The organism is Rhodococcus sp. 27YEA6 (assembly GCF_044908235.1).
GTDB classification, from domain to species: domain Bacteria; phylum Actinomycetota; class Actinomycetes; order Mycobacteriales; family Mycobacteriaceae; genus Rhodococcus_F; species Rhodococcus_F qingshengii.
In genome coordinates this window covers 139,105-163,205 of record NZ_JBIYCY010000002.1, presented here as the reverse complement: position 1 = coordinate 163,205, position 24,101 = coordinate 139,105, and the positions used below count along the sequence as shown (strand labels likewise).

20 protein-coding genes are annotated in these 24,101 nt (G+C 63.0%); 19 read left to right on the top strand and 1 reads right to left on the bottom strand.

Going from position 1 to position 24,101, the window contains the following annotated elements:
- Positions 1–100 precede the first annotated feature (100 nt).
- The 9 genes from infB to ABH939_RS07080 all read left to right on the top strand — a co-directional run bounded on the left by infB (position 101) and on the right by ABH939_RS07080 (position 10,159).
- Positions 101–3,046 (top strand): translation initiation factor IF-2, encoded by a 2,946-nt coding sequence (infB, locus tag ABH939_RS07120; protein WP_030535614.1) that lies wholly within the window; start codon positions 101–103, stop codon positions 3,044–3,046.
- A 113-nt stretch (positions 3,047–3,159) separates the two neighbouring features.
- Complete coding sequence (locus ABH939_RS07115; RefSeq protein ID WP_003942205.1) at positions 3,160–3,450, top strand: DUF503 domain-containing protein; 291 nt, start codon at positions 3,160–3,162, stop codon at positions 3,448–3,450.
- 811 nt (positions 3,451–4,261) lie between these two features.
- Positions 4,262–4,741: a 30S ribosome-binding factor RbfA gene (gene rbfA, locus ABH939_RS07110; protein WP_003942248.1), complete on the top strand. Its 480-nt coding sequence runs from the start codon at positions 4,262–4,264 to the stop codon at positions 4,739–4,741.
- A gap of 12 nt (positions 4,742–4,753) precedes the next feature.
- Positions 4,754–5,746, top strand: a complete 993-nt coding sequence (locus ABH939_RS07105; RefSeq protein ID WP_404649505.1) for a bifunctional oligoribonuclease/PAP phosphatase NrnA — start codon at positions 4,754–4,756, stop codon at positions 5,744–5,746.
- 10 nt (positions 5,747–5,756) lie between these two features.
- Positions 5,757–7,160, top strand: a complete 1,404-nt coding sequence (locus ABH939_RS07100) for an MATE family efflux transporter (RefSeq protein WP_058038844.1) — start codon at positions 5,757–5,759, stop codon at positions 7,158–7,160.
- The gene (locus ABH939_RS07095; protein WP_058038658.1) at positions 7,145–8,068 is read left to right on the top strand and encodes a metallophosphoesterase; all 924 of its coding nucleotides are present in this window, start codon (positions 7,145–7,147) and stop codon (positions 8,066–8,068) included. Before ABH939_RS07100 ends, ABH939_RS07095 begins: the two co-directional genes overlap by 16 nt.
- A 13-nt stretch (positions 8,069–8,081) precedes the next feature.
- Entirely contained in the window at positions 8,082–8,741 is a 660-nt protein-coding gene (locus ABH939_RS07090) for a 4'-phosphopantetheinyl transferase (protein ID WP_003942126.1), read from the top strand.
- Positions 8,742–8,765: 24 nt separating this feature from the next.
- The gene (truB, locus tag ABH939_RS07085; protein ID WP_125050919.1) at positions 8,766–9,686 is read left to right on the top strand and encodes a tRNA pseudouridine(55) synthase TruB; all 921 of its coding nucleotides are present in this window, start codon (positions 8,766–8,768) and stop codon (positions 9,684–9,686) included.
- Positions 9,683–10,159, top strand: a complete 477-nt coding sequence (locus ABH939_RS07080) for a GNAT family N-acetyltransferase (protein WP_030535608.1) — start codon at positions 9,683–9,685, stop codon at positions 10,157–10,159. Before truB ends, ABH939_RS07080 begins: the two co-directional genes overlap by 4 nt.
- A 9-nt stretch (positions 10,160–10,168) precedes the next feature.
- Here ABH939_RS07080 and ABH939_RS07075 read toward each other — a convergent pair whose 3' ends face one another.
- Complete coding sequence (locus tag ABH939_RS07075) at positions 10,169–10,915, bottom strand: metal-dependent transcriptional regulator (protein WP_030535607.1); 747 nt, start codon at positions 10,913–10,915, stop codon at positions 10,169–10,171.
- Positions 10,916–11,032: 117 nt separating this feature from the next.
- Between ABH939_RS07075 and ABH939_RS07070 the strand changes: the two genes are divergently transcribed.
- The 10 genes from ABH939_RS07070 (at position 11,033) to ABH939_RS07025 (ending at position 24,101) form a co-directional block, all read left to right on the top strand.
- Positions 11,033–12,013 (top strand): bifunctional riboflavin kinase/FAD synthetase, encoded by a 981-nt coding sequence (locus tag ABH939_RS07070; protein ID WP_003942148.1) that lies wholly within the window; start codon positions 11,033–11,035, stop codon positions 12,011–12,013.
- Between the two features lie 159 nt (positions 12,014–12,172).
- Positions 12,173–12,442 carry a 30S ribosomal protein S15 gene (rpsO, locus tag ABH939_RS07065; RefSeq protein ID WP_007735061.1) on the top strand — a complete coding sequence of 90 codons (270 nt, stop codon included), beginning with the start codon at positions 12,173–12,175 and terminating at the stop codon, positions 12,440–12,442.
- Between the two features lie 466 nt (positions 12,443–12,908).
- Positions 12,909–15,179 carry a polyribonucleotide nucleotidyltransferase gene (locus ABH939_RS07060; RefSeq protein ID WP_404649504.1) on the top strand — a complete coding sequence of 757 codons (2,271 nt, stop codon included), beginning with the start codon at positions 12,909–12,911 and terminating at the stop codon, positions 15,177–15,179.
- 127 nt (positions 15,180–15,306) lie between these two features.
- On the top strand, positions 15,307–16,665 hold the full coding sequence (locus ABH939_RS07055) for a pitrilysin family protein (protein WP_003942169.1): 1,359 nt from the start codon (positions 15,307–15,309) through the stop codon (positions 16,663–16,665).
- Positions 16,666–16,693: 28 nt separating this feature from the next.
- Positions 16,694–17,806 (top strand): alcohol dehydrogenase catalytic domain-containing protein, encoded by a 1,113-nt coding sequence (locus ABH939_RS07050; RefSeq protein WP_209448726.1) that lies wholly within the window; start codon positions 16,694–16,696, stop codon positions 17,804–17,806.
- A gap of 181 nt (positions 17,807–17,987) precedes the next feature.
- A complete protein-coding gene (locus ABH939_RS07045) occupies positions 17,988–19,682 on the top strand; it encodes a cutinase family protein (RefSeq protein WP_209448614.1) in 1,695 nt (564 codons plus the stop codon).
- A 160-nt stretch (positions 19,683–19,842) separates the two neighbouring features.
- On the top strand, positions 19,843–20,172 hold the full coding sequence (gene hypA, locus ABH939_RS07040) for a hydrogenase maturation nickel metallochaperone HypA (RefSeq protein WP_073512368.1): 330 nt from the start codon (positions 19,843–19,845) through the stop codon (positions 20,170–20,172).
- 2 nt (positions 20,173–20,174) lie between these two features.
- Complete coding sequence (hypB, locus tag ABH939_RS07035; protein WP_209448615.1) at positions 20,175–20,975, top strand: hydrogenase nickel incorporation protein HypB; 801 nt, start codon at positions 20,175–20,177, stop codon at positions 20,973–20,975.
- Between the two features lie 162 nt (positions 20,976–21,137).
- The gene (locus ABH939_RS07030; RefSeq protein WP_020969412.1) at positions 21,138–22,253 is read left to right on the top strand and encodes a NiFe hydrogenase small subunit; all 1,116 of its coding nucleotides are present in this window, start codon (positions 21,138–21,140) and stop codon (positions 22,251–22,253) included.
- A gap of 54 nt (positions 22,254–22,307) precedes the next feature.
- Positions 22,308–24,101, top strand: a complete 1,794-nt coding sequence (locus ABH939_RS07025) for a nickel-dependent hydrogenase large subunit (RefSeq protein WP_209448616.1) — start codon at positions 22,308–22,310, stop codon at positions 24,099–24,101.

Sequence of the window (24,101 nt, the reverse complement as noted above, 5' to 3'; positions counted from 1 at the left end):
TGAAGCACCAACGATGAACGTCCATCGGCGATAACCCGAGGTCGTGCGGGACCCACATCTGTGGGATGCCTCCTGCTCGACCTCATCAGTGAGGAGAGCAGTGGCAGGCAAGGCCCGCGTGCACGAGTTGGCTAAAGAACTCGGTGTCACCAGCAAGGAACTACTCGCAACGCTCAAGGAGCAAGGCGAGTTCGTGAAGTCTGCGTCATCCACAGTGGAGGCGCCCGTCGCCCGTCGTCTGCGGGAGTCATTCCCGTCGGCAGGCGGAGCAGAAACCAAGTCCGAGACCGGCGCAGCCGCTCCGGCGGCTCGCCCCGCGGCAAAGCCCGGCGCACCGTCGCCGTCGGCTGCAAAGCCTGGCGCACCGCGTCCCGGCCCCAAGCCGGCCGCACCCGCACCGGCTGCTCCCGCAGCTCCGGCCCCGGCAGCCCCCGCGGCTCCCGCAGCCGCTGCTCCGGCAGCACCGTCAGCGCCGGTCCCCACCCCGACGTTCAACGCTCCGAAACCAGCACAGCCGGCACGTCCGGCTCCGGCTGCTCCCGCAGCGTCGGCACCGGCAGCCCCCGCGGCTCCGGCCGCACCGTCCACCGGCGCAAAGCCCGGCGGACCGCGTCCGGGACCGAAGGCACCTCGCGTCGGTAACAACCCGTACTCCTCGGCACCCGCCGAGCGTCCGGCACCTCGTCCGGCTCCCGGCGCACCGCGTCCGGGCGCAGGTCAGGGCGGTTCTCGTCCGGCTCCGGGTCAGGGCGGTCCCCGTCCGGCTCCCGGTCAGGGTGGACCTCGTCCGGCTCCCGGTCAGGGCGGTCCCCGTCCGGCTCCCGGCCAGGGTGGACCCCGTCCGCCTGCAGGTCAGGGCGGACCCCGTCCCAGCCCCGGCTCCATGCCTCCTCGCCCGAACCCGGGTGCAATGCCTGCTCGTTCCGCTCGTCCCGCGCCCGGTGGCGGCGGACGTCCGGGTCGTCCCGGTGGCGCTCCCGGTGGTCGCCCGGGTGGCGGCGGCGGTGGATACCGCGGTGGCGGCGCTCCCGGCGCCGGTGCCGGTGCAGGTGCTCCCGGTGGAGCAGCTCCGGCCGGTGGATTCCGCGGTCGTCCCGGCGGCGGTGGCCGTCCCGGTCAGCGCGGCGCAGCGGCAGGTGCATTCGGTCGTCCCGGCGGAGCAGTTCGCCGTGGACGTAAGTCGAAGCGGGCGAAGCGCGCCGAGTACGAAAGCATGCAGGCTCCCGCAGTCGGCGGCGTCAGGCTGCCACGCGGCAACGGCGAGACCATCCGTCTTGCTCGCGGCGCATCTCTGTCGGACTTCGCGGACAAGATCGACGCGAACCCCGCAGCACTCGTGCAGGCGTTGTTCAACCTCGGTGAGATGGTCACGGCAACTCAGTCGGTCAACGACGAGACGCTGGAGCTGCTCGGCGGCGAAATGAACTACGTCGTGCAGGTCGTCAGCCCGGAGGACGAGGATCGCGAGCTGCTCGACAGCTTCGACCTCACCTACGGCGAGGACGCCGGCGGAGAAGAGGACCTCGAGTCCCGTCCGCCTGTGGTCACCGTCATGGGCCACGTCGACCACGGTAAGACCCGTCTGCTCGACGTGATCCGTAAGGCGAATGTCCGTGAGGGCGAAGCCGGCGGCATCACGCAGCACATCGGTGCCTACCAGGTGCTGACCGAGCTCGAGGGCAACGAGCGTCTCGTGACGTTCATCGACACCCCGGGTCACGAGGCCTTCACGGCCATGCGTGCTCGTGGTGCCAAGGCCACCGACCTCGCGATCCTTGTTGTCGCAGCCGACGACGGCGTCATGCCGCAGACGGTGGAAGCGATCAACCACGCCCAGGCGGCCGACGTGCCGATCGTGGTCGCGGTGAACAAGATCGACAAGGAAGGCGCGAACCCGGACAAGATCCGGCAGCAGCTCACCGAGTACGGACTGGTGGCCGAGGAATACGGCGGAGACACCATGTTCGTCGACATCTCGGCGAAGCAGGGTCTCAACATCGACGCACTGCTCGAAGCAGTGCTGTTGACGGCCGACGCTTCCCTGGATCTGCGCGCCAACCCGGACATGGACGCTCAGGGTGTTGCCATCGAGGCGCACCTCGACCGTGGCCGCGGCCCCGTCGCTACCGTGCTCATTCAGCGCGGAACGCTGCGGGTCGGCGACTCGATCGTTGCCGGTGATGCTTACGGCCGCGTCCGCCGCATGGTGGACGAGCACGGTCAGGACGTCCACGAGGCACTGCCTTCACGTCCGGTCCAGGTCATCGGCTTCACGTCGGTCCCCGGTGCAGGCGACAACCTGCTCGTGGTCGACGAGGACCGTATCGCTCGTCAGATCGCGGACCGTCGCAACGCACGTAAGCGCAACGCGCTTGCAGCGAAGAGTCGTAAGCGCATCAGCCTCGACGATCTCGATGCAGCTCTGAAGGAACATTCACAGCTGAACTTGATCCTCAAGGGTGACAACTCGGGAACCGTGGAGGCCCTCGAAGAGGCTCTCCTCGGAATTCCGATCGACGACGAGGTGCAGTTGCGCGTCATCGACCGCGGTGTCGGTGGCATCACGGAGACCAACGTCAACCTGGCTGCTGCGTCCAATGCGATCATCATCGGCTTCAACGTCCGCGCCGAAGGCAAGGCAACGGAGCTGGCGAACCGCGAGGGCGTCGACATTCGCTACTACTCGGTGATCTACCAGGCCATCGACGAGGTCGAGAAGGCACTCAAGGGTCTGCTCAAGCCGGTGTACGAAGAGGTCGAGCTGGGCAAGGCAGAGATCCGCGCCATGTTCCGTTCGTCCAAGATCGGCAACATTGCCGGTTGCTTGGTCACGTCGGGCAGCATCCGTCGCAACGCCAAGGCACGTCTCATCCGCGACAGCAAGGTCATCGCCGAGACGGTTACCATCTCCTCGCTCAAGCGGGAGAAGGAAGACGCTACCGAGGTTCGCGAAGGCTATGAATGTGGTTTGACCGTCACCTATTCCGATATCAAGATCGGTGACGTTCTCGAGTGCTACGAGCTTCGCGAGAAGCCGCGCGACTGATTATGTCGACACGGGCGTTGGGGCGGACGCACGTGAGTACTAGCTGACATGGACTCTCTCGGACTTGAACATACAAGTCCGAGAGAGTCCATTCGGCTCTGTCTAGGGGGAAAATGTTTGTAGGGGCACTGGAGTTCGACATCCTTTTCGGCGATGTCCACTCACTCAAGGAAAAGCGTTCGATGCTGTCGCCGATCCTGACGGAACTCCGTCGATTCGGTGTGAGTGCAGCGGAGGCGGGGGAGCAGGGACGCCTGCGTCGTGCGCTCGTGGGCGTCGGTGTGGTCAGTTCGTCCGTCGATCACCTGCACGATGTTCTCGATCATTGTGAGCGAGCGGTCGCTGAGCGTCCGGAGATTCAGTTGCTGGCTGTGCGAAGGCGAATTTTCGGCCCGGAAGACTGAGCGTCATCGGGCGGTGTCGCTTTAGCCACTCTTCCAGACGCCGTAACGAATCGAGTTCGTCGGCAAGGGATTCGGCTCCGGTGAGGAAGCGCGTGATTCGCGTGGCGCCCTTGGCGAGGACTTCCCCGTAGGCGGCGCACTACTTCATGCAACTACGAACCGCACGGTAGACGCGCCCGGATCGATCAAGGTTGATGTGAGCGATTCGCTGGTCAGATTGAGGCCCGCGTTGCCCGCCCCGACCTCAATGGATATCTGGCGGCTCGATTCACCCCGCAGCGAACCGGATCCGTCAGAGATGTGCGTCAAGTCGATTGCTCTCGTTCCACCGGTGCGAGTGTCGCGGTTCGAATAATTGACGTAGGCGGTGATCGAACACGGGCTGTCGAAAAAGGAAGTCCAGGAGACTGAAACGACTGCAATGCCTGGACGGTCGTGCGGCGTTTGGACGTAGCCCGTGAGTTGTCCGCTACAAGGAAGGGTGTTGTTCCTTCCCAACGAATATGTCAATGGAAGCGGTGTGAACTCGCTGTGGTCGGCCGACGCGATTGCCGGCGAGCAAAGTAGTGCAGTCGCAACGAGTCCTCCGGAAATTATCGATGCGGTGATTCTTGATCGCGTCATCGACCGGACGTTACCAACAAAAGGGCGATCGGTCTGTGCTGTGGGTTCGGCAGGCGCGGGTGGATGGTGATTTGGTTGCCGGGTAGCCGATGGACGAGACTGTTGTCGGTAATAATTCTTGTTAACCAGAACTTTGATCGATCGAGTCACCTCGATTCGAGTGGCCAGGTAGAGGAGACTGACAGTCATGGTAGATCCAGCCCGGGCACGCAAGTTGGCAAAGCGTATTGGAACCATCGTCGCGACGGCGATCGATCACGAGATCAAGGATCCGCGACTCGCATTCGTGACCATCACGGACACCAAGGTCACCAACGATCTGCACGACGCGACGGTGTACTACACAGTCATGGGCGAGAAGGTCGATTCCGCACCCGATGTGGAAGCCGCCGCCGCAGGTCTCGAGAAGGCCAAGGGTGTTCTGCGCTCGAAGGTCGGTGCCGGAACCGGAGTTCGCTTCACACCGACTCTGACGTTTGTCGCCGATACCGTTCCCGACACCGCGCGTCATATGGAAGAACTGCTGGCCCGTGCCAAGGCCGCCGACGACGAGGTCGCCAAGGCGCGTGAGAATGCACAGCCGGCCGGAGATGCAGATCCGTACAAGGAGCCGCGAGTGGCTTCGGACGAAGACGAGGCGTCGCCAGATGTTCGTGAAGCCGACTGACGCGCACCGAGAATGACGATCACCGCACTTTCGGACGTCGACCCCTGCGAGGCGAAGTTCGCTCAGGTGGCCGAGGTTCTCGAATCGGCACACACGGTGACAATTCTCTGCCATGTGCAGCCGGATGCGGACACGATCGGCAGCGGACTTGCGCTCGGTCTCGTTCTCGAGCGTCGGGGCATTTCGGTGCAGGTCGCGTTCAGTCGGCCGTCGGCGCTGCCCGAGTCGATGCGCGATTTCCCCGGTCTCCACTTGCTCGTGGCGCCCACTGATGTTCGGGAAAGTGTCGATGTACTGGTGACGGTGGATGTCGGCAGCGAGGGCCGTCTCGGTGAGTTGTCGAGTCGACTCGCCGGCGCGAATCGCACGATCGTCCTTGATCACCATCGCTCCAATTCCGAATTCGGAAGCATCAACGTCGTCGACGAAACCGCGGCCTCGACGACGGCACTCATCGCACGATTCTTCGATGCGTGGGGAGTCGCGATCGATCGCGATATCGCGCACTGTCTCTATGCCGGACTGGTCACCGACACCGGCTCCTTCCGGTGGGGAGGTCCGCTTCCGCACGTGCTCGCCGCGCGTTTGCTGGCGACCGGCATCGACGGCGACGCGATTGCGCGAAAGCTGCTCGACACCCATCCGTTCGGGTGGTTGCCGATGCTGGGCGCCGTACTCGGGTCCGCGGTGCTGGTCCCGGAAGCCGCGGACGGCCGTGGGCTGGTGTACGCGGTCATCCGACGCAGTGACATCGGCGATCTTCGCTCCGAGGAGATCGAGAGCGTCGTCGATATCGTGCGAACCACTTCGGAAGCCGAAGTTGCCGCAGTACTTAAAGAGTCGGTTTCCGGAAGCTGGTCGATCTCGTTGCGTGCAAAGTCGGCGATCGACGTGTCGGCGGTCGCTGAAAGTCTTGGTGGCGGCGGACATCGGCTGTCGGCCGGATACACGTCGACCAGTTCCAGCGACGAGATTGTTGCCGCGCTCGTCGCGGCACTCGGCTGAATCCGCGGCATTGAGCGAATCTGACGCCACCTCGGCGGGATCTTCGGCAGCTGATTTCGACGTCACTGGGCGACGAATCTTTTCCCTGGCGTTTCCGGCACTCGGGGTGCTGGCAGCCGAACCCCTCTATCTGTTGTTCGACATCGCCGTGGTCGGCCGACTCGGGGCACTCCCGCTGGCCGGGTTGGCAGTCGGTGGTCTGATCCTGTCGTTGGTGAGTACGCAGCTGACCTTCTTGTCGTACGGCACCACGGCGCGGGCCGCACGGCTTCACGGGGCGGGCCGCGAGCGTGATGCGGTGGGCGAGGGTGTTCAGGCGACCTGGCTGGCGGCCGCGATCGGCTTGGCCTTGGTCGTGATCGTGCAGGTGATCGCCGGCCCGCTGACTTCGGCGGTGGCCGGGACTCCCGACATCGCCGCGGCTGCGGAAAGTTGGCTCCGGATAGCGGTGTTGGGTGTTCCGCTCATCCTGGTGGCCCTGGCCGGCAACGGCTGGATGCGCGGGGTTCAGAACACGGTGCGACCGCTGCGGTTCGTCCTTGTCGGCCTGGGTATTTCGGCGGTGTTGTGTCCGATTCTGGTGCACGGCTTGCTCGGTGCTCCGCGTCTGGAACTCGAAGGATCAGCTGTTGCGAATCTGGTGGGCCAGAGTGTTTCGGGTGTGCTGTTCGCCTGGGCGCTCTTTCGTGAACCGGTTTCGGCTCGACCACATTTTGCGATCATGCGGGCGCAGATGCTGATGGGCCGTGACCTGATTCTGCGCAGCCTCGCATTCCAAGCGTGTTTCGTTTCCGCGGCTGCAGTGGCGTCGAGGTTCGGTGCGGCTGTAGTCGGTGCCCACCAAGTTGTCCTCCAACTGTGGAACCTGGTTTCGCTCCTTCTCGATTCCTTGGCGATCGCAGCTCAGACGCTGATCGGAGCGGCGCTAGGCGGTGGATTCGCAGCCGCGGCGAAAAAGATGACCTGGCGGATCACCGCTTGGTCGACGGTATTTGCCGTGGTGCTCGCGATCTTCTTCGCCGCCGGCCACTCCGTGATCCCCGGAATCTTCACGTCCGACGTCGAGGTGCTCGGTCAGATGTCGATCGCATGGTGGTTCTTCGTCGCGATCATGCCGGTGGCGGGAATCGTCTTCGCACTCGACGGTGTTCTACTCGGCGCCGGGGACGTGGTGTTTCTGCGCAACGCGACCATGCTGTGCGCAGTTCTCGGGTTTCTGCCCGCGATCTGGCTCTCTCTCGCCTACGACTGGGGGCTCGCCGGAATTTGGGCAGGGCTTACCGTGTTCGTAGTACTTCGGATGGTCGCGGTGTCGTGGCGAGCGTTTTCCGGCAAGTGGGCCGTGACAGGTCCGGCGACGGCGAAGCGCGGAAGTTCAACTGAGGAAGCAGAGGGATCGTGGCAGCAAAGCTGATGGCGGTGAGCGACATTCATGTCGGTCACAACGGCAACAAGCCGATGACGGAGGAACTGTTTCCGGATTCGCCTGACGACTGGCTCATTCTCGCCGGAGATGTTTCCGAGAAAACTGACGACATTCGGTGGGCGTTGAAGCTCCTTCGCAGCCGATTCGCAAAGGTCATCTGGATTCCGGGCAACCACGAACTGTGGACGACCGCCAAGGATCCGGTTCAGATTCACGGAGCGCCGCGCTACGAGTACCTGGTCAACATGTGCCGCGAACTCGACGTCATCACACCCGAGGACCCGTTCCCGGTGTGGGAGGGAGACGAGGGACCGGTCACGGTCGTCCCGATGTTTCTTCTCTACGACTACTCCTTCCTGCCGGAAGGTGCGCGAGACAAGGAACACGGGCTCGAGATCGCGCGTGACAAGAACGTCGTCGCCACCGACGAGTTCCTACTCTCACCGCAGCCGTATGCGACGCGCGACGCATGGTGCCGGGCGAGGATCGAGTACACCCAGGCGCGGTTGGATGCGCTTCCCGAAGACACAAGAACCGTTCTCGTGAACCATTTCCCGATGGTCCGGCAGCCGACGGACGTGCTCATGTATCCGGAGTTCGCACTGTGGTGCGGAACCACCGCTACCGCCGACTGGCACGTGAAGTACAACGCGGTGTGCTCGGTGTACGGGCACCTGCACATCCCTCGAACCACGTACTACGACGGCGTCCGCTTCGAGGAAGTCTCACTCGGATACCCGCGCGAGTGGCGTCGGCGTGGACTGCCGGAGAAGTTGTTGCGTCAGATTCTTCCCGTTCCGGAGTACCCGCCGGGAACGCTCAACAAGTGGGGTGGCCACTTCAAGGTCACGCCGGAGCAGGAAGCCGAAGTCGAGCGCATGCGCGCCGGACGCTGAGAGGTATCGCTACGTGATCGAACAGATTCTTCCCGGTGGAGTTGCGACGGCCGAGGCCTTCGTGGATCCGCCCGGTCTGGTTCCGCACCCCAGTGAGGAGGCGTTGATCGGCCGCGCGGTCGAGAAGCGTCGTCGTGAGTTCGTGACCACCCGGCACCTTGCGCGTCAGGCGATGGGCAAGCTCGGTGTTCCGTCTGCCGCTGTCATGCGCGGTGAGCGTGGTGCGCCGCTCTGGCCGCAGGGAGTGGTCGGGAGCCTCGCCCATTGCGACGGCTACCGCGGCGCTGTCCTGGCGTACTCCATGCAGGTCCGCTCACTCGGTATCGACGCCGAACCGCACGGCCCGCTGCCGGACGGGGTATTGCCCGCGGTCAGCATCGAGGCGGAACGAACGTGGTTGGACACTCAGGAAACCGGCGGTCCGGTGCACTGGGATCGAGTGCTCTTCTGCGCGAAGGAAGCCACGTACAAGGCGTGGTTTCCGCTCACCGGGCGCTGGTTGGGTTTCGAGGACGCCCACATCACGTTCGAGGCGGAGTCGGAAACGTCCGGCACTTTCAACTCGCGTCTGCTGGTCCCCGGCGAGGCGACGTCCGGTCCGCCGCTCACCTCTTTCGACGGCAGGTGGTTGGTGTCGGACGGGCTCATCCTGACGGCAATTTCGGTGCAGTGAGCGCGACTGGCAGAATCGGCACACGTGTCAGCTCGTGAAAAGCCTTCCTCCGGTCTTGTCGGCGCCGGAATTCTGATTGTCGACAAAGAGGCGGGTATCACCAGCCACGACGTGGTCGCTCGGTGCCGCAAGTTGTTGAACACCCGGAAGGTGGGACACGCCGGGACGCTGGATCCCATGGCGACCGGTGTTCTCGTTCTCGGCGTCGAGCGTGCGACCAAGTTGCTCGGACTCCTGGCGCTGACAACCAAGGCGTACTCGGCGACCATTCGCCTCGGGGCAGCGACGGACACGGACGATGCCGAGGGGGAGGTCCTGACTTCCGCAGACGCTTCGCAGGTGACGGACGCGGAGATCGCGGCGATCGTGGCGACGCTGACCGGGGACATCAAGCAGATCCCGGCAAGCGTGAGCGCTATCAAGGTCGACGGTCAGCGCGCACATGCTCTGGTGCGTGCGGGAGAAACCGTCGAGCTGGCGCCGCGCCCGGTAACGGTGTCGACTTTCGAAGTTCTGGCTCGGCGAGATGTCCCGGGTGGCTTCGTCGATCTGGACGTCGACGTGGAGTGCTCGTCCGGTACGTACATCCGCTCGCTTGCCCGCGACCTCGGTCGTGAGTTGGGCGTCGGCGGTCATTTGACGGCATTGCGCCGCACCCGCGTCGGGCCGTTCACTCTCGAACATGCGCGCACGCTCGAAGATCTGGCGCAGCAGCCGGGTGTGAGCCTCGACATCGATCAGGCCGCGCAGACAGCCTTTCCGCATCGGCAGATCACGGCGGAGGAAGCCGAGGCGATCAGCCAAGGGCGCTGGCTCGAGCCGATCGGGATGAAAGGGATCTGTGCGGCGATCGATCCCACCGGTCACACGATTGCGCTTCTGCAGGAGAAGGGTCGACGCGCCAGTTCGGTGATGGTCGTGCGACCGGCGACGCTTCGCGGGTGATCGTCCGCGAGCGTGTCGACGGCGACCTCGACGGTTGCGTCGATGCGCTGGCACAGGTCCACGAGTGCGACGGATATCCGAACACGTGGCCGCAGAACCCGCACCGCTGGCTCAGTTCGCCCACGGTGGTGAAGGCGTGGGTCGGTGAGAGCGACGGTCGTGTTGTCGGTCATGTGGCCGTCGACAGCGAGGTCGCAGGTGCGCCCACAACCGCGGGATCGATAGCCGTGTCGCGATTGTTCGTTCATCCTGGCTCACGTGGAAACGGCCTCAGCGATGCGCTACTCGACGCCGTGACGGATTTCGCAGCCGAGAGTCGGTTGGAACTGGTGCTCGACGTCGTCGACGACGCTCTGCCGGCGATCGCACTGTACGAGCGTCGAGGGTGGGTGTACGTCGACGAGAGGCTCGCCGACTGGACCCGGACCGACGGCGTCCGGCCCGTGGAACGCCGATACCGACTGCCGCTTTGACTACCTCGGCTAGACGAGCCAAATTGCTTGAGCGACTGGACTTCCCAAGTCGATGGTGTTGGGGCTGTCGCCGAGTCGAACGGACACTGTCCCGGCGAAATCGCGGCGCTCCTCGACGGTGATCTCGACATCGAGACTGACGCCGACGGAATCGAAGTACCGGAGCATTTCGGGATCGGAATCGGAGATCCGGGCAACGCGGCCCCGCTCACCGTTGGCGAAGTCGCTGAGCTGGCGGGCCGGGGGAGTCGGCACCGAACCGTCGGTGGCGGGAATGGGATCACCGTGCGGGTCACGTTCGGGGAAGCCCAGTTTGGCGTCCATCCGCGAGATCATCAGATCGGAAACGGCGTGTTCGAGGACTTCGGCCTCGTCGTGGACTTCGTCCCAGCCGTATCCGAGTTCCTGAACCAGATAGGTCTCGATCAACCGGTGGCGCCGGACCATGGAGACGGCGGCGGCGCGGCCGCTGTCGGTCAGGGCGATGGATCCGTAGCGGGCGTGATCGACCAGGCCCTGGTCCGAGAGTTTGCGGATCGCCTCGGAGACCGTCGAGGCCGAGACGCTCATTTTCTCGGACAGGAGCTTGGTGGAAACCCGCTCGTGGGACCATTCCTGGATAGTCCAGATGACCTTGAGGTAGTCCTGGGCCACCGACGAGAGTGCGAGCGTGTCGATTGCCGCGTCGTGCGCCGAAGTGCTGTCGCCGTCCGACGTCGATGATGCTTCCGAGGTTCCGGTCTTGTGAGCTGCCACAACGCTTAGCTTAGGCTACGAAATCCGGAACTTCCGTACGTGAGCGGCAGCACAGCGGTGATTCGCTGGGCGGGTCCGAACGTGACCCGCCGCCGGTGGACCCGTAGGCTGCCAATCGTGCTGAGATGGCGTGGTCTCGACGAAGTTCCGGCCGATTGGGGTCGTTGTGTGCTCACTATCGGTGTGTTCGACGGTGTGCATCGTGGGCATGCCCAATTGATAGCGAGAGCGGTTACCGCTGCCCGCAAACGTGGTGTTCCGAGCGTGTTGATGACGTTCGACCCGCATCCCATGGAGGTTGTGCGGCCGGGTAGTCATCCAGCCCAGTTGACGACGCTGCAACGGCGTGCGGAATTGGCTCAGGATCTGGGCATCGACGTGTTCTGCGTGATGCCGTTCACCGCTGATTTCATGAAGCTGACGCCGGAGCGCTACGTCCACGAGATTCTCGTCGAACGTCTACATGTCGCCGAGGTCGTGGTGGGGGACAACTTCACCTTCGGCAAGAAGGCGCTCGGCAATGTCGATCTTCTTCGTGAAATGGGCGCTCGCTTCGGCTTTGCCGTCGACGGCGTCCAGCTGCTCGCCGAGCATGCGGTGACGTTCTCGTCGACCTACATCCGCTCGTGCGTCGACGCAGGCGACATGGAAGCGGCTACCGAAGCTCTGGGCCGTCCACATCGTGTCGAAGGTGTGGTCGTCCACGGTGACAAGCGTGGACGCGAGTTGGGGTTCCCGACGGCCAACGTTGCACCGCCGATGTTTTCGGCGATTCCGGCCGACGGCGTGTACGCGGCGTGGTTCACGGTGCTCGGTGCCGGCGAGGAACTCGGAACCGTCGTTCCCGGTCGCCGATACCAAGCCGCGGTATCTGTGGGTACCAATCCGACCTTCTCCGGCCGGACCCGAACCGTCGAGGCATACGTTCTCGACACCGAAGCAGACCTGTACGGACAACACGTCGCGGTCGACCTGGTTTCGCGGATTCGCGGTATGGAGAAGTTCGACTCGATCGAGTCGCTCATCACGGCGATGAACCGAGATGTCGAACGCGCACGCCGGATTCTGAGTGAGGATGCAGAACGTAGCGTCGGTTGAGTTCCTCCTGTGTCAGTGGCGGCCGCCACATTCGCTCCAGGTGGGCGAGAGCGCCTCATTGCTGCTGGTAGGATCTTCTCTCGGTGCGTGCTGCGGTTTGCGGTGGCCGCGCCCGATCTAGTTCCTTTCACGCAAACGTCATCACAGGAGTGAATGCAAGTGGCATTGACCACGGAAGAAAAGAAGGCCGTTCTCGGCGAGTACGGCTTGCACGAGACCGACACGGGATCGCCTGAAGCTCAGGTGGCAATGCTCACCAAGCGCATCACCGATCTCACCGAGCACCTCAAGACCCACAAGCATGACCACCACTCGCGTCGTGGACTGCTCTTGATGGTCGGTCGCCGTCGTCGTCTGCTGAAGTACGTGGCAAAGACCGACGTCGCTCGCTACCGCACGCTCATCGAGCGTCTCGGCCTGCGTCGCTAGATTTTTCTCACGACGCTGATCGAAAGCAACACGGCATGCTTCGGTTTGCCGAACACTCCGTCAGCCGGCGAAGCCACGCATATACTGGGCTTCGCTGGCTTTCGGCGTTAGCTGCCGCAAGGCAGTTTCCGCTGTCGGCGCTATGCACAGTTGTCTATGCGCAGTTGTTTATGCGCAGTTGTTTATGCGCAGTTGTGCAGTGCGCAGCCAGCACACCGTATGCACCAGAGAACGTGGTGTCGGTTGTCGGTAGTGGTTCTCCGGAACGGGCAAGTGCCCGAAAGCTCCGGCGGACTTCGATCGACGGCCGCCCGAACGTCGTGACGTCCCGAAGCAGAAATCGCTCGCATCGCAAGGAGCGTCTGCAATTCAAGAGGGGGACGTCCCTCGGTGCGCAGTTTCCACCAGGAGGGTGGAAGCGCCCGCGCGGGTACGGCGAAGACGAGAGGGAAGTGAAGAGAAAAGAATGACAGAGAATTCCGTAGTAGAGGTCGACGAAGGCGTGTTCGAATCCACCGCCGTGATCGACAACGGGTCCTTCGGTACCCGCACCATCCGTTTCGAGACCGGACGCCTTGCTCAGCAGGCCGCCGGCGCCGTCGTTGCTTACCTGGACGACGAGACCATGCTGCTGTCCGCCACGAGCGCCAGCAAGCACCCCAAGGAGCACTTCGACTTCTTCCCCCTGACGGTGGACGTCGAAGAGCGTATGTACGCAGCGGGCCGCATCCCCGGTTCGTTCTTCCGTCGTGAGGGACGCCCCTCCACCGACGCGATCCTGACTTGCCGCCTCATCGACCGGCCGCTGCGCCCGTCCTTCGTCGACGGTCTCCGTAACGAGATCCAGGTCGTCGTCACGGTCATGAGCCTCAACCCGCAGGATCTGTACGACGTCGTGGCCATCAACGCCGCTTCCGCGTCGACGCAGATCGCGGGCCTGCCGTTCTCCGGACCCGTCGGTGGCGTGCGCGTTGCACTCATCGTCTCGGACGAGAACAAGACCGGCCAGTGGGTTGCATTCCCGACGGTCGATCAGCTCGAGAACGCCGTCTTCGACATGGTCGTCGCCGGCCGCGTCGTTTCCGGTAGCGGTGACAACGCCGACGTCGCGATCATGATGGTCGAGGCCGAGGCCACCGACAACGTCATCGCGAAGATCGCCGACGGCGCTCAGGCACCGACCGAGGCCATTGTCGCCGAGGGCCTCGAGGCCGCCAAGCCGTTCATCGCACGCCTGTGCGCTGCACAGGCAGCACTTGCATCCAAGGCTGCAAAGCCCACGGGTGACTACCCGGTCTTCCCGGCGTACCAGGACGACGTTTTTGCTGCCGTCGAGGCTGCTGCGTCCGAAAAGCTCAATGCCGCACTGACAATCGCCGGCAAGCAGGAACGCGACGACAAGACCGACGAGGTCAAGGTCGAGGTTCTCGAGCAGGTTGCACCCAACTTCGAAGGCCGCGAGAAGGAACTGGGAGCAGCGTTCCGCTCGCTCACCAAGAAGCTGGTTCGCCAGCGCATCCTGCGCGATCAGTTCCGCATCGACGGCCGCGGCGTCACGGACATCCGTTCGCTGTCCGCCGAGGTCGCGATCATCCCGCGCGCACACGGCTCCGCACTGTTCGAGCGTGGCGAGACCCAGATCCTGGGTGTCACCACTCTCGACATGGTGAAGATGGCTCAGCAGGTCGACTCGCTCGGTCCCGAGACCACCAAGCGCTACATGCATCATTACAACTTCCCGCCGTACTCCACCGGTGAGACGGGCCGCGTCGGTTCGCCGAAGCGTCGCGAAATCGGTCACGGTGCACTCGCCGAGCGCGCTCTCATGCCGGTTCTGCCCAGCGTCGAAGAGTTCCCTTACGCGATTCGCCAGGTCTCCGAGGCGCTGAGCTCCAACGGTTCCACCTCGATGGGCTCGGTGTGCGCGTCCACGCTCGCACTGCTCAACGCCGGTGTGCCGCTTCGCGCTCCGGTTGCCGGTATCGCCATGGGTCTGGTTTCCGACCAGGTCGACGGCGAAACCCGCTACGTCGCGCTGACCGACATCCTCGGCGCCGAGGACGCCTTCGGCGACATGGACTTCAAGGTCGCAGGTACCAAGGACTTCGTCACGGCCCTGCAGCTGGACACGAAGCTCGACGGCATCCCGTCGCAGGTCCTCGCCGGTGCACTCTCGCAGGCGAAGGACGCACGGACCACGATCCTCGAGGTCATGGCGGAAGCCATCGACACCCCGGACGAGATGAGCCCGTTCGCTCCCCGCGTGACGGCCATCAAGGTCCCCGTCGACAAGATCGGTGAGGTCATCGGCCCCAAGGGCAAGATGATCAACTCCATCACCGAGCAGACCGGTGCCAACATCTCCATCGAAGACGACGGCACCGTGTTCGTCGGCGCCACCGATGGACCGTCTGCACAGGCCGCGATCGACATGATCAACGCCATTGCCAACCCGCAGCTCCCCAAGGTCGGCGAGCGGTTCCTGGGCACGGTCGTCAAGACCACCGCCTTCGGTGCCTTCGTTTCGCTCCTGCCGGGACGCGACGGACTGGTGCACATCTCGAAGCTGGGCAGCGGTAAGCGCGTTGCCAAGGTCGAAGACGTGGTCAACGTCGGATCCAAGATCCGCGTCGAGATCGCCGACATCGATGCACGTGGCAAGATCTCGCTGATCCCGGTCGAAGAGGGCAACGACGAGGCTGCCGCTCCGGCCGCCGACGAGGCTGCTTCCGAGTAGATCTCACTTCGTACTCTGATGCGGCCCCGCGCGGATTTCCGTGCGGGGCCGCATCTGTACTGTCTGTAGACACAGAGCCTGTAGATACCTGATTGACCACTTGCACCGAGGACTGCTGAACCTTTTCATGGCAAAGACCACTCCCAACACCACGCGCAGCCGCAGCGCTGTGCTGAAATCGCCGATCGATGCGACTCCCGAATCCGGAGTACAGCGCACGGTCCTTCCCGGCGGCCTGCGCGTCGTCACCGAGTTCATTCCCGGTGTGCGTTCCGCCTCCGTCGGTGTGTGGGTCGGAGTCGGCTCGCGCGACGAGCAGCCGAGTGTGGCCGGTGCCGCGCATTTTCTCGAGCACCTGCTGTTCAAGTCGACGCCGTCACGGACGGCGTTGGACATCGCGCAGGTCATGGATGGTGTGGGCGGCGAACTCAATGCATTCACGTCGAAGGAACACACCTGTTTCTACGCGCACGTGATCGACGACGACCTTCCGATGGCGGTTGACCTTGTCGCCGACGTCGTGCTGCGAGGGCGTTGCAGAACCGCGGACGTCGACGTCGAGCGGCAAGTAGTGCTCGAAGAGATCGCGATGCGTGACGACGATCCGGAAGACTTGCTCGGCGACGCGTTCCTGACCGCGTTGTTCGGCGATCATCCTGTCGGCCGTCCGATCATCGGTAGCGTCGAATCGATCGAGTCGATGTCGCGCAATCAGTTGCATTCCTTCCATGTTCGGCGTTACACACCGCAGCGGATGGTGCTGGCCGTAGCGGGAAACGTCGACCACAAGCAGGTTGTGACGCTCGCTCGCCGTGCATTTGCCGGACATCTCGAGCGCGGGGTCAAGCCGGCGCCGCGGCGCGAAGGCACTCTGCGGTTGCGAACGATGCCTGAACTGAGCTTGACCCACCGCGACAGCGAGCAGGTCCACCTTGCGCTCGGGGTACGCGCGTTCGGCCGGCACGAGGGCCATCGCTGGGCGCTGTCGGTGCTCAACGCCGCAGTGGGCGGTGGGCTGAGTTCTCGTCTGTTCCAAGAGATTCGGGAGAAGCGCGGGCTTGCGTACTCCGTCTATTCGGGCGTCGACACCTTCGCGGACACCGGAGCGTTCTCCGTGTATGCAGGTTGCCAGCCGGAGAACCTCGGGGAGGTTGCCACGGTGATCCGCGAGGTACTCGCGAACGTGGCGACGGACGGAATCACCGATGCCGAGATCGCCCGCGCCAAGGGATCGCTGCGCGGCGGATTGGTTCTGGCACTGGAAGATTCAGGCTCACGCATGAACCGTATCGGTCGCAGTGAACTGAACTACGGCAACCATCGCAGTGTTGCGCAGACGCTCGCGACCATCGACGCAGTCACCTCCGAAGAGGTGCTCGAGGTGGCGCAGGTGCTCTTGACGAGGCCGTTTGCAGCCGCCGTCGTGGGTCCGTACAAGCGGGTTCGTGACCTCCCCGCGTCGGTACGCGGGATCGTGGGCAAGTAGTTCGAACTATCGAAATCGGGGTGTGCAGTTGAAGATCCGTGGTGCAGTGCTCGAAGAGATCGGCCGGAAGCGTCCCTTCGCAGAGTCGACTCCGATTTCGATTTCGGAACTCGACCTCGAATCCCCGGGCCCGGGTGAGATCCTGGTCAAGATCGAAGCTGCCGGGCTTTGTCACTCCGACCTCTCCGTGGTCGACGGGAATCGGGTACGACCCGTGCCGATGTTGTTGGGCCATGAGGCGGCAGGTCGAATCATCGAACTCGGCGACGGAGTTGATTCGTTGTCGGTGGGCACCCGCGTCGTGATGACTTTTCTTCCACGGTGCGGTGAATGTGCGGGATGCGCCACTGACGGCCGGATGCCTTGCACGGTGGGTAGCGCTGCCAACAACGACGGCAGTTTGCTCGGTGGCGCGCAACGACTGCGGCGCTCCGGCGAGAACGTCAAACATCATCTCGGTGTTTCGGGTTTCGCGACGCATGCTGTGGTCAACGCCAAGTCGGTTGTTCCCGTCGACGACGACATCCCGGCCGAAATTGCAGCCGTACTCGGTTGCGCGGTGTTGACCGGTGGGGGAGCGCTCCTCAACGCGGCGAAGCCTCGCCCGGCAGACACCGTGATGGTGGTCGGCTTGGGTGGCGTCGGGATGGCCGCAATCCTGACGGCGAGGGCACTCGGGGTCGAGAACGTCATCGGCGTCGACGCACTGGAGTCCAAGCTGGCTCAGGCACTGGAACTGGGCGCGACCGAGGTCTTCACACCGTCCGGCCTGTCCGAGAGTGGCGTTCGCGCAGACATCGTCGTCGAAGCTGCGGGAAATGCTCGGGCGTTCGAGACAGCCGTGGCTGCGACGGCAGCTGGCGGCACGACCGTCACGGTCGGGTTGCCTGCGCCTGACGCGCGCTCGTCGATCTCGCCGCTCGGGCTGGTGGCCGAAGCGCGGACCATCATCGGCAGCTACCTCGGATCCGCCGTCCCCGCCCGCGACATCCCGATCTACGCGCAATTGTGGCGGGACGGGAAGCTACCGGTCGAGAAGCTCATTTCCTCGCGAATCGAGTTGGACGACATCAATTCCGGCATGGACGAACTGGCCGATGGAAAAGCAATCCGACAGGTCATTATCTTCGACGCGGAGTAGGTGCACGTCGGTGTTATGCAGCGGAAATGAGGCGTTTGCGCCCCCGATTCCCTCCCGAGTCGCCGCGGAAAATCGTTACCCGTTGTAACGCTCCTCTCGTACTGGACGACTACTCGAATGACGTTGCGTGACGCCCCGGGGGTCGGTCGTACGTTTTCCAAAAGTTGATTGGGGAGAAGATATGCCGGTTCGTGGGTTCTTTTCGCGACATCGAATACTGGCGGGTGCAGTAGCGCCCGCAGCGCTCGGCGTGGCCGCACTGGTCGCGGTTGCGGTCGCAGTGGACTCTCCGGAGTCACGCACGATCGAGACGCAACTGACGTCGTCGGTCACCGAGTGCCATGACATGGTGAGCATCGCGGTTGCCGGTCGACACGACACGCCGGATGCTTCGACTGTGAAGATGTTGCTGGGAGCCGACGGGAAGCCGCTGCCGGCCGCCCTGTCCGGTGACTACAAGAGTGAACGCGTCGACCAGGTGATCAACCCGGCAGGCTCGGTCAACGCGAACAAGCCCGGCTCGTACGCAGCGGTGTACATCGCATATCCGGCCAACATGGCGTCCTACGAGGACGCCGTCGCTGCCGGTGCTGCAAATACGCAGTCCGTGATGAGTGCCATCGCCAAGGAATGCCCGAAGACTCAGTTCTCGATCGTCGGTTACAGCGAGGGCGCCGATGTGGTGCGTCGTGTGGCGATGGACATCGGTACGCAGGAGAACAACGAGTTCGGTGTCGACCCGGACAAGGTTGTCGGCGTGGTCATGCTGGCGGATGCAGGCCGCGAAGCCGGCGACGGTACGTTCCTCGGTGCCAAGAATCCGTTCACGAACCCGGACAACTTCGATACGAAGTACCAGAGCGGCACCTCCGCGACACCCGGCGAAGGTGTCCTCCCCGGCACTGCCGGAGGTTTCGGCAAGCTGAACGGCAAGGTCGCGTCCTTCTGCTCGGACGGTGACTTCACCTGCTCGGCTCCCAGCAACATCTCTCTGTTGATCTTGGCGGCAAATGTCGGTCGGCAGTTGAATATCGACCAACTCGAATCACAGGGTCTGAACCCGGCCACCGGCCAGGACGTCGCGGTGGTGTTCGGCCAGATCGTCTTCGAGGCGTTCGCAGACATTTCGTCCAATCCCAACTGGATGCAGAGTGACGAGACATTCCTTCAGGTGATGCTCAAGGTCTCTGATCCGGAGTACAAGCCCGGAAAAACACCCGCGCCCGCGCCGGTAGCCGAGGGCGAGACGGTGTCCACCGACAAGGTGTCTCCGCTGGCATATCTGCCGCAGAAGCTTTTCAAGGAGATTGTCGGTCTGATTGCTACCAACCAGAACACGATTCCCGTGATCTTGAGCGACCCCTACCAGCAGACACTCGCTCCAGACGTCGGACACCACTTCGATTACTGGCGAGATGCGGATGCGGCCAACGGCAAGCCGTTGACTTCAGCTGAGTACGCAGCGGCCTGGCTCACCTACCTCGCCCAGCAGGCGAAGGAAGGAAAGCCCGTCGACACAACTGCGAAGCCGACCCCGGAACAGATCAGTGCTGCTGTCGATGCCTACATGGCTGACGGCAATGCTGAGGGCGACGCCGCGGTGGCTGAAGGCACCGGAACCGGTCAGGCACCGGCCGGGACCACTGGCTCCACGGGATCTGCTGGAGCGCCCGCAACCACGTCACAGGTGCCTGCGGCAGGATCGGCGTCGGTCACATCGGGAGCGGTTGCCACTCCGACGGGTTCGGCGGCAGTGACGCCGACGTCGACAGTTCCGACCACACCGGTAGCGGGAACGGATGCAACGACGGCGCCCCCGACTACGACAGTGACGTCGACGACCACGACGACGAAGGTGCCGGTTCCGAACCCGTAATCCTTCTCGCCGGCGTTCGTCACACGAATAACGCTGTCACAGGCTGCGATCCGCAATTAGTTGCGGATCGCAGCCTGTTTTCGTGTACGGGTTACGCACAACGACCGTTGGTGCTTATCGTGGAAGGGAGGTTTCCGGATCACGAATCGTGGGTTTCACCGTGCACGAGCTGTCCATTGCGCAGAGTGTGGTCGAAGCCGTGTGTGAGCGTGCCGGCGAGCGACGAGTATCGAGCGTGCGGCTTGAAGTAGGGCAACTCTGCGCGGTGGTTCCACACTCTCTGCTGTTCTGCTTCGACGTCGTCACCGCGGGTACTCACGCCGAAGGTGCCAGCTTGCACATCGATGAGATTGCAACCAGCGCGCGATGCAAAAGCTGCGGCGTGATGTTCTCGCCGCCCGACATGTTCTTGCTGTGTGAATGCGGCAGTGCTGATGTCGAGGTGCTTGCCGGCCGAGAGTTACGGATCCTGTCGATGGAAGTGAGCTGAGCATGTGCGCGACGTGTGGGTGCGGGGACACCACAGGACCTCGGGTGTCGGTAGTCGCAGACGGAGAACACGAGCAGGAACACGACGGTCACGGGCACGGTCACGAGCATGACCATGAGCACGGCCACCCCGACCACACCGTGATTCTCGAGCAACAGGTGCTCGCCAAGAACGACGGCATTGCTGTTCACAATCGTCAGTGGATGCGGAGCCGCCGAATCACGGCGCTCAACATCATGAGTTCCCCCGGCGCGGGGAAGACAACGTTGCTGGCGCGAACTATCCGGGAGCTCGGATGTCAGCGACCGATAGCCGTGATCGAAGGTGACCAGGAAACCCGGCTCGACGCCGAGCGGATCCGAGAGACCGGCGCGTCGGTGGTGCAGGTGAATACCGGGGCCGGATGTCACCTCGATGCCGCGATGATCGACCGCGCACTGCGCGCCTTGGATCCCGCTGAAGAATCGCTGCTTCTGATCGAAAACGTCGGAAACCTGGTGTGCCCCGCGCTCTTCGACCTCGGCGAGGAAGGCAAGGTTGTCCTAATTTCGACGCCGGAGGGGGCAGACAAGCCGAAAAAGTACCCACACATCTTCGCTGTCGCGGACCTCGTGGTGATCAACAAGATCGACTTGCTCCCATACGTCGAGTTCGACGTCGATGCCTGCGTCGAGCAGGCAAGAATGCTCAATCCTGCTGTGCGCGTTGTTGTTTTGTCTGCCACGACAGGTGAGGGCATGGACGAGTGGTACGAGTGGATCGGTAGTCGTTCGGCGATTTCTCCGGTGGCCGTTGACAACTGATCTGCTCGGGTAGTTAATGAAATGAGTGGGTGCCACGCAAGTGGGCCGAGGTTCGACTCCGGTGGCGTCAGCGTTTCGGTGCCGCAGCAATTGAGGCCATAGCGTGTCAGGCAGTAGCGGTGCCGAGAATCAGGCGCAAGTGCACCCGTGAAAGCGGCTGACATGGACACACAAAAATCGACTGCTGGCACCACGGCGGAACCTGCCTCCGAAAGCGCAGCTACCCCCGAAAGCGCAGCGGCCAAAGCGGAAGAAACTCTGATCCACGTGCTGTGGATCAATGCCGGTCTCAGTTGCGACGGTGATTCGGTGGCGCTCACCGCGGCCACGCAACCCAGTATCGAGGAGATCGCGCTCGGTGCGTTGCCGGGCCTGCCGCAGGTAGCGGTTCATTGGCCGCTCATCGACTTCGAATGTGGACCGCAGGGTGGCGCTGACGATTTCCTGGAATGGTTCTGGAAAGCCGACCGGGGAGAATTGGAACCCTTTGTTCTCGTTGTCGAAGGATCTATACCGAACGAGAAACTTCACGACGAAGGGTACTGGTGTGGTTTCGGGAACAATCGTGAAACCGGCCAACCGGTCACCACGAGCGAATGGCTCGACAAACTTGCGCCGAAAGCGACTGCGGTAGTTGCGGTCGGCACGTGCGCAACCTACGGCGGCATACATGCGATGGCCGGCAATCCGACCGGTGCGATGGGCGTGCCGGACTATCTCGGGTGGACCTGGAAATCGAAGGCGGGCATCCCGATCGTCTGCGTTCCTGGGTGTCCCATTCAGCCGGACAACCTCTCCGAGACCCTGACTTATCTTCTGTACATGGCCACTGATCAGGCGCCGATGATTCCCTTGGACGAATCCCTCCGCCCGCAGTGGCTTTTCGGTGCCACCGTTCACGAGGGCTGTGACCGTGGCGGGTACTACGAGCAGGGCGAGTTCGCGACGGAGTACGGGTCGCCGAAGTGCATCGTCAAGCTGGGATGTTGGGGACCGGTCGTGAAATGCAATGTCCCCAAACGCGGTTGGATAAACGGAGTCGGCGGGTGCCCTAATGTCGGCGGGATCTGCATCGGCTGCACGATGCCGGGATTCCCGGACAAATTCATGCCGTTCATGGATGAACCACCTGGCGGCAAACTCTCCACCAATGCGGTGGGAATGTACGGGTCCGTGATCCACAGTCTGCGCCGGATCACCGGTCACACGTTGGACAAGGAACCGCACTGGCGTGAGCGCGGGTCGAAGTTGCTCACCGGTGCGACGCGTACGTGGTGACCGACCGGATACCTTCAAATCAGTTCGTGAGCAACGTCTCTGGGAGGCACTGCAATGACGGCCATCGTTCCCGAACCCACCTCGACTGCGGACCGCGACGGTCTTGTCGAGATGGCGTGGGACCCCATCACCCGAATCGTCGGCAGTCTGGGTATCTACACCAAGATCGACTTCGCCAATCGCGAAGTGGTGGAGTGCCACAGCACGTCGTCGATCTTTCGTGGGTATTCCCTGTTCATGAAGGGGAAGGACCCGCGCGACGCGCATTTCATCACCAGTCGTATCTGCGGCATCTGCGGTGACAATCACGCCACGTGCTCGTGCTACGCACAAAACATGGCGTACGGCGTCAAGCCGCCGCATCTGGGCGAGTGGATCGTCAATCTCGGCGAGGCCGCCGAGTACATGTTCGACCACAACATCTTTCAAGAGAATCTTGTCGCCGTCGACTACTGCGAGAAGATGGTCTCCGAGACGAATCCCGGTGTGCTGGCGCAGGCAGAGAACACGCGCTGCCCGCACGAGGAGCAGCACGGGTATCGCACGATCGCGGACATCATGCGGACTCTCAATCCGTTCACGGGTGAGTTCTATCGCGAAGCGTTGCAAGTCTCGCGTTCGACTCGCGAAATGTTCTGCTTGATGGAGGGCAGGCACGTTCACCCGTCGACGCTCTATCCCGGCGGCGTCGGCACCGTCGCGACGATCGAACTGATGACGGACTACATGTCGCGGCTGATGCGGTACGTCGAATTCATGAAGAAGGTCGTGCCGATGCACGACGACCTGTTCGACTTCTTCTACCAGGCGCTGCCTGGTTACGAAAAGGTTGGCCTGCGGCGGACCCTGCTGGGTTGTTGGGGATCGTTCCAAGACCCCGAGTACTGCAATTTCTCCTACAAGGACATGACCGACTGGGGCCGGAAGATGTTTGTCACTCCCGGTGTGGTCGTCGACGGAAAGTTGGTCACCACGGATCTGGTGGACATCAACCTCGGTATCCGAATCATGCTGGGCTCCTCGTATTACGAGGACTGGAGTGATCAGGAGATGTTCGTCAAAACCGATCCGCTGGGTAACCCGGTCGATCGCAGGCACCCGTGGAATCAGCACACCAACCCCCACCCGCAGAAGCGGAACCTCGAGGACAAGTACAGCTGGGTCATGTCACCGCGATGGTTCGACGGAAAAGACAACCTTGCTCTGGATACGGGCGGGGGAGCATTGGCTCGTCTGTGGAGCACCGCTCTGGCCGGCCTGGTCGACATCGGATACCTGGAGTCGACCGGAGACAGTGTGAAGATCAATCTTCCGAAAACAGCACTGAAGGGTCCTGTCTCGCTCGAGTGGAAGATTCCCGAACATGGCAGCAATACCCTCGAAAGAAACCGCGCGCGAACGTATTTCCAGGCATACGCAGCCGCGGCTGCCCTTCATTTCGCCGAGAAGGCGCTTGTCGAGATCCGGGCCGGCCGGACCAAGACGTGGGAGTCGTTCGAGGTCCCGGACGAGGGTATCGGTTGCGGATTCACCGAAGCCGTCCGCGGAGTTCTCTCACATCACATGGTGATTCGTGACGGAAAAATCGCGAACTATCACCCGTACCCACCGACACCGTGGAATGCGAGCCCGCGCGACAGCTATGGAACCCCCGGTCCGTACGAGGATGCCGTGCAGGGTCAGCCGATCTTCGAGGAGAACGATCGAGACCACTTCAAGGGCATCGACATCATGCGGACCGTGCGTAGTTTCGATCCCTGCCTGCCGTGTGGTGTTCACATGTATCTCGGCGGTGGCAAGACCCTGGAGAAGTTGCACTCTCCGACGCAGTCCGTGACCGGGGAGTGA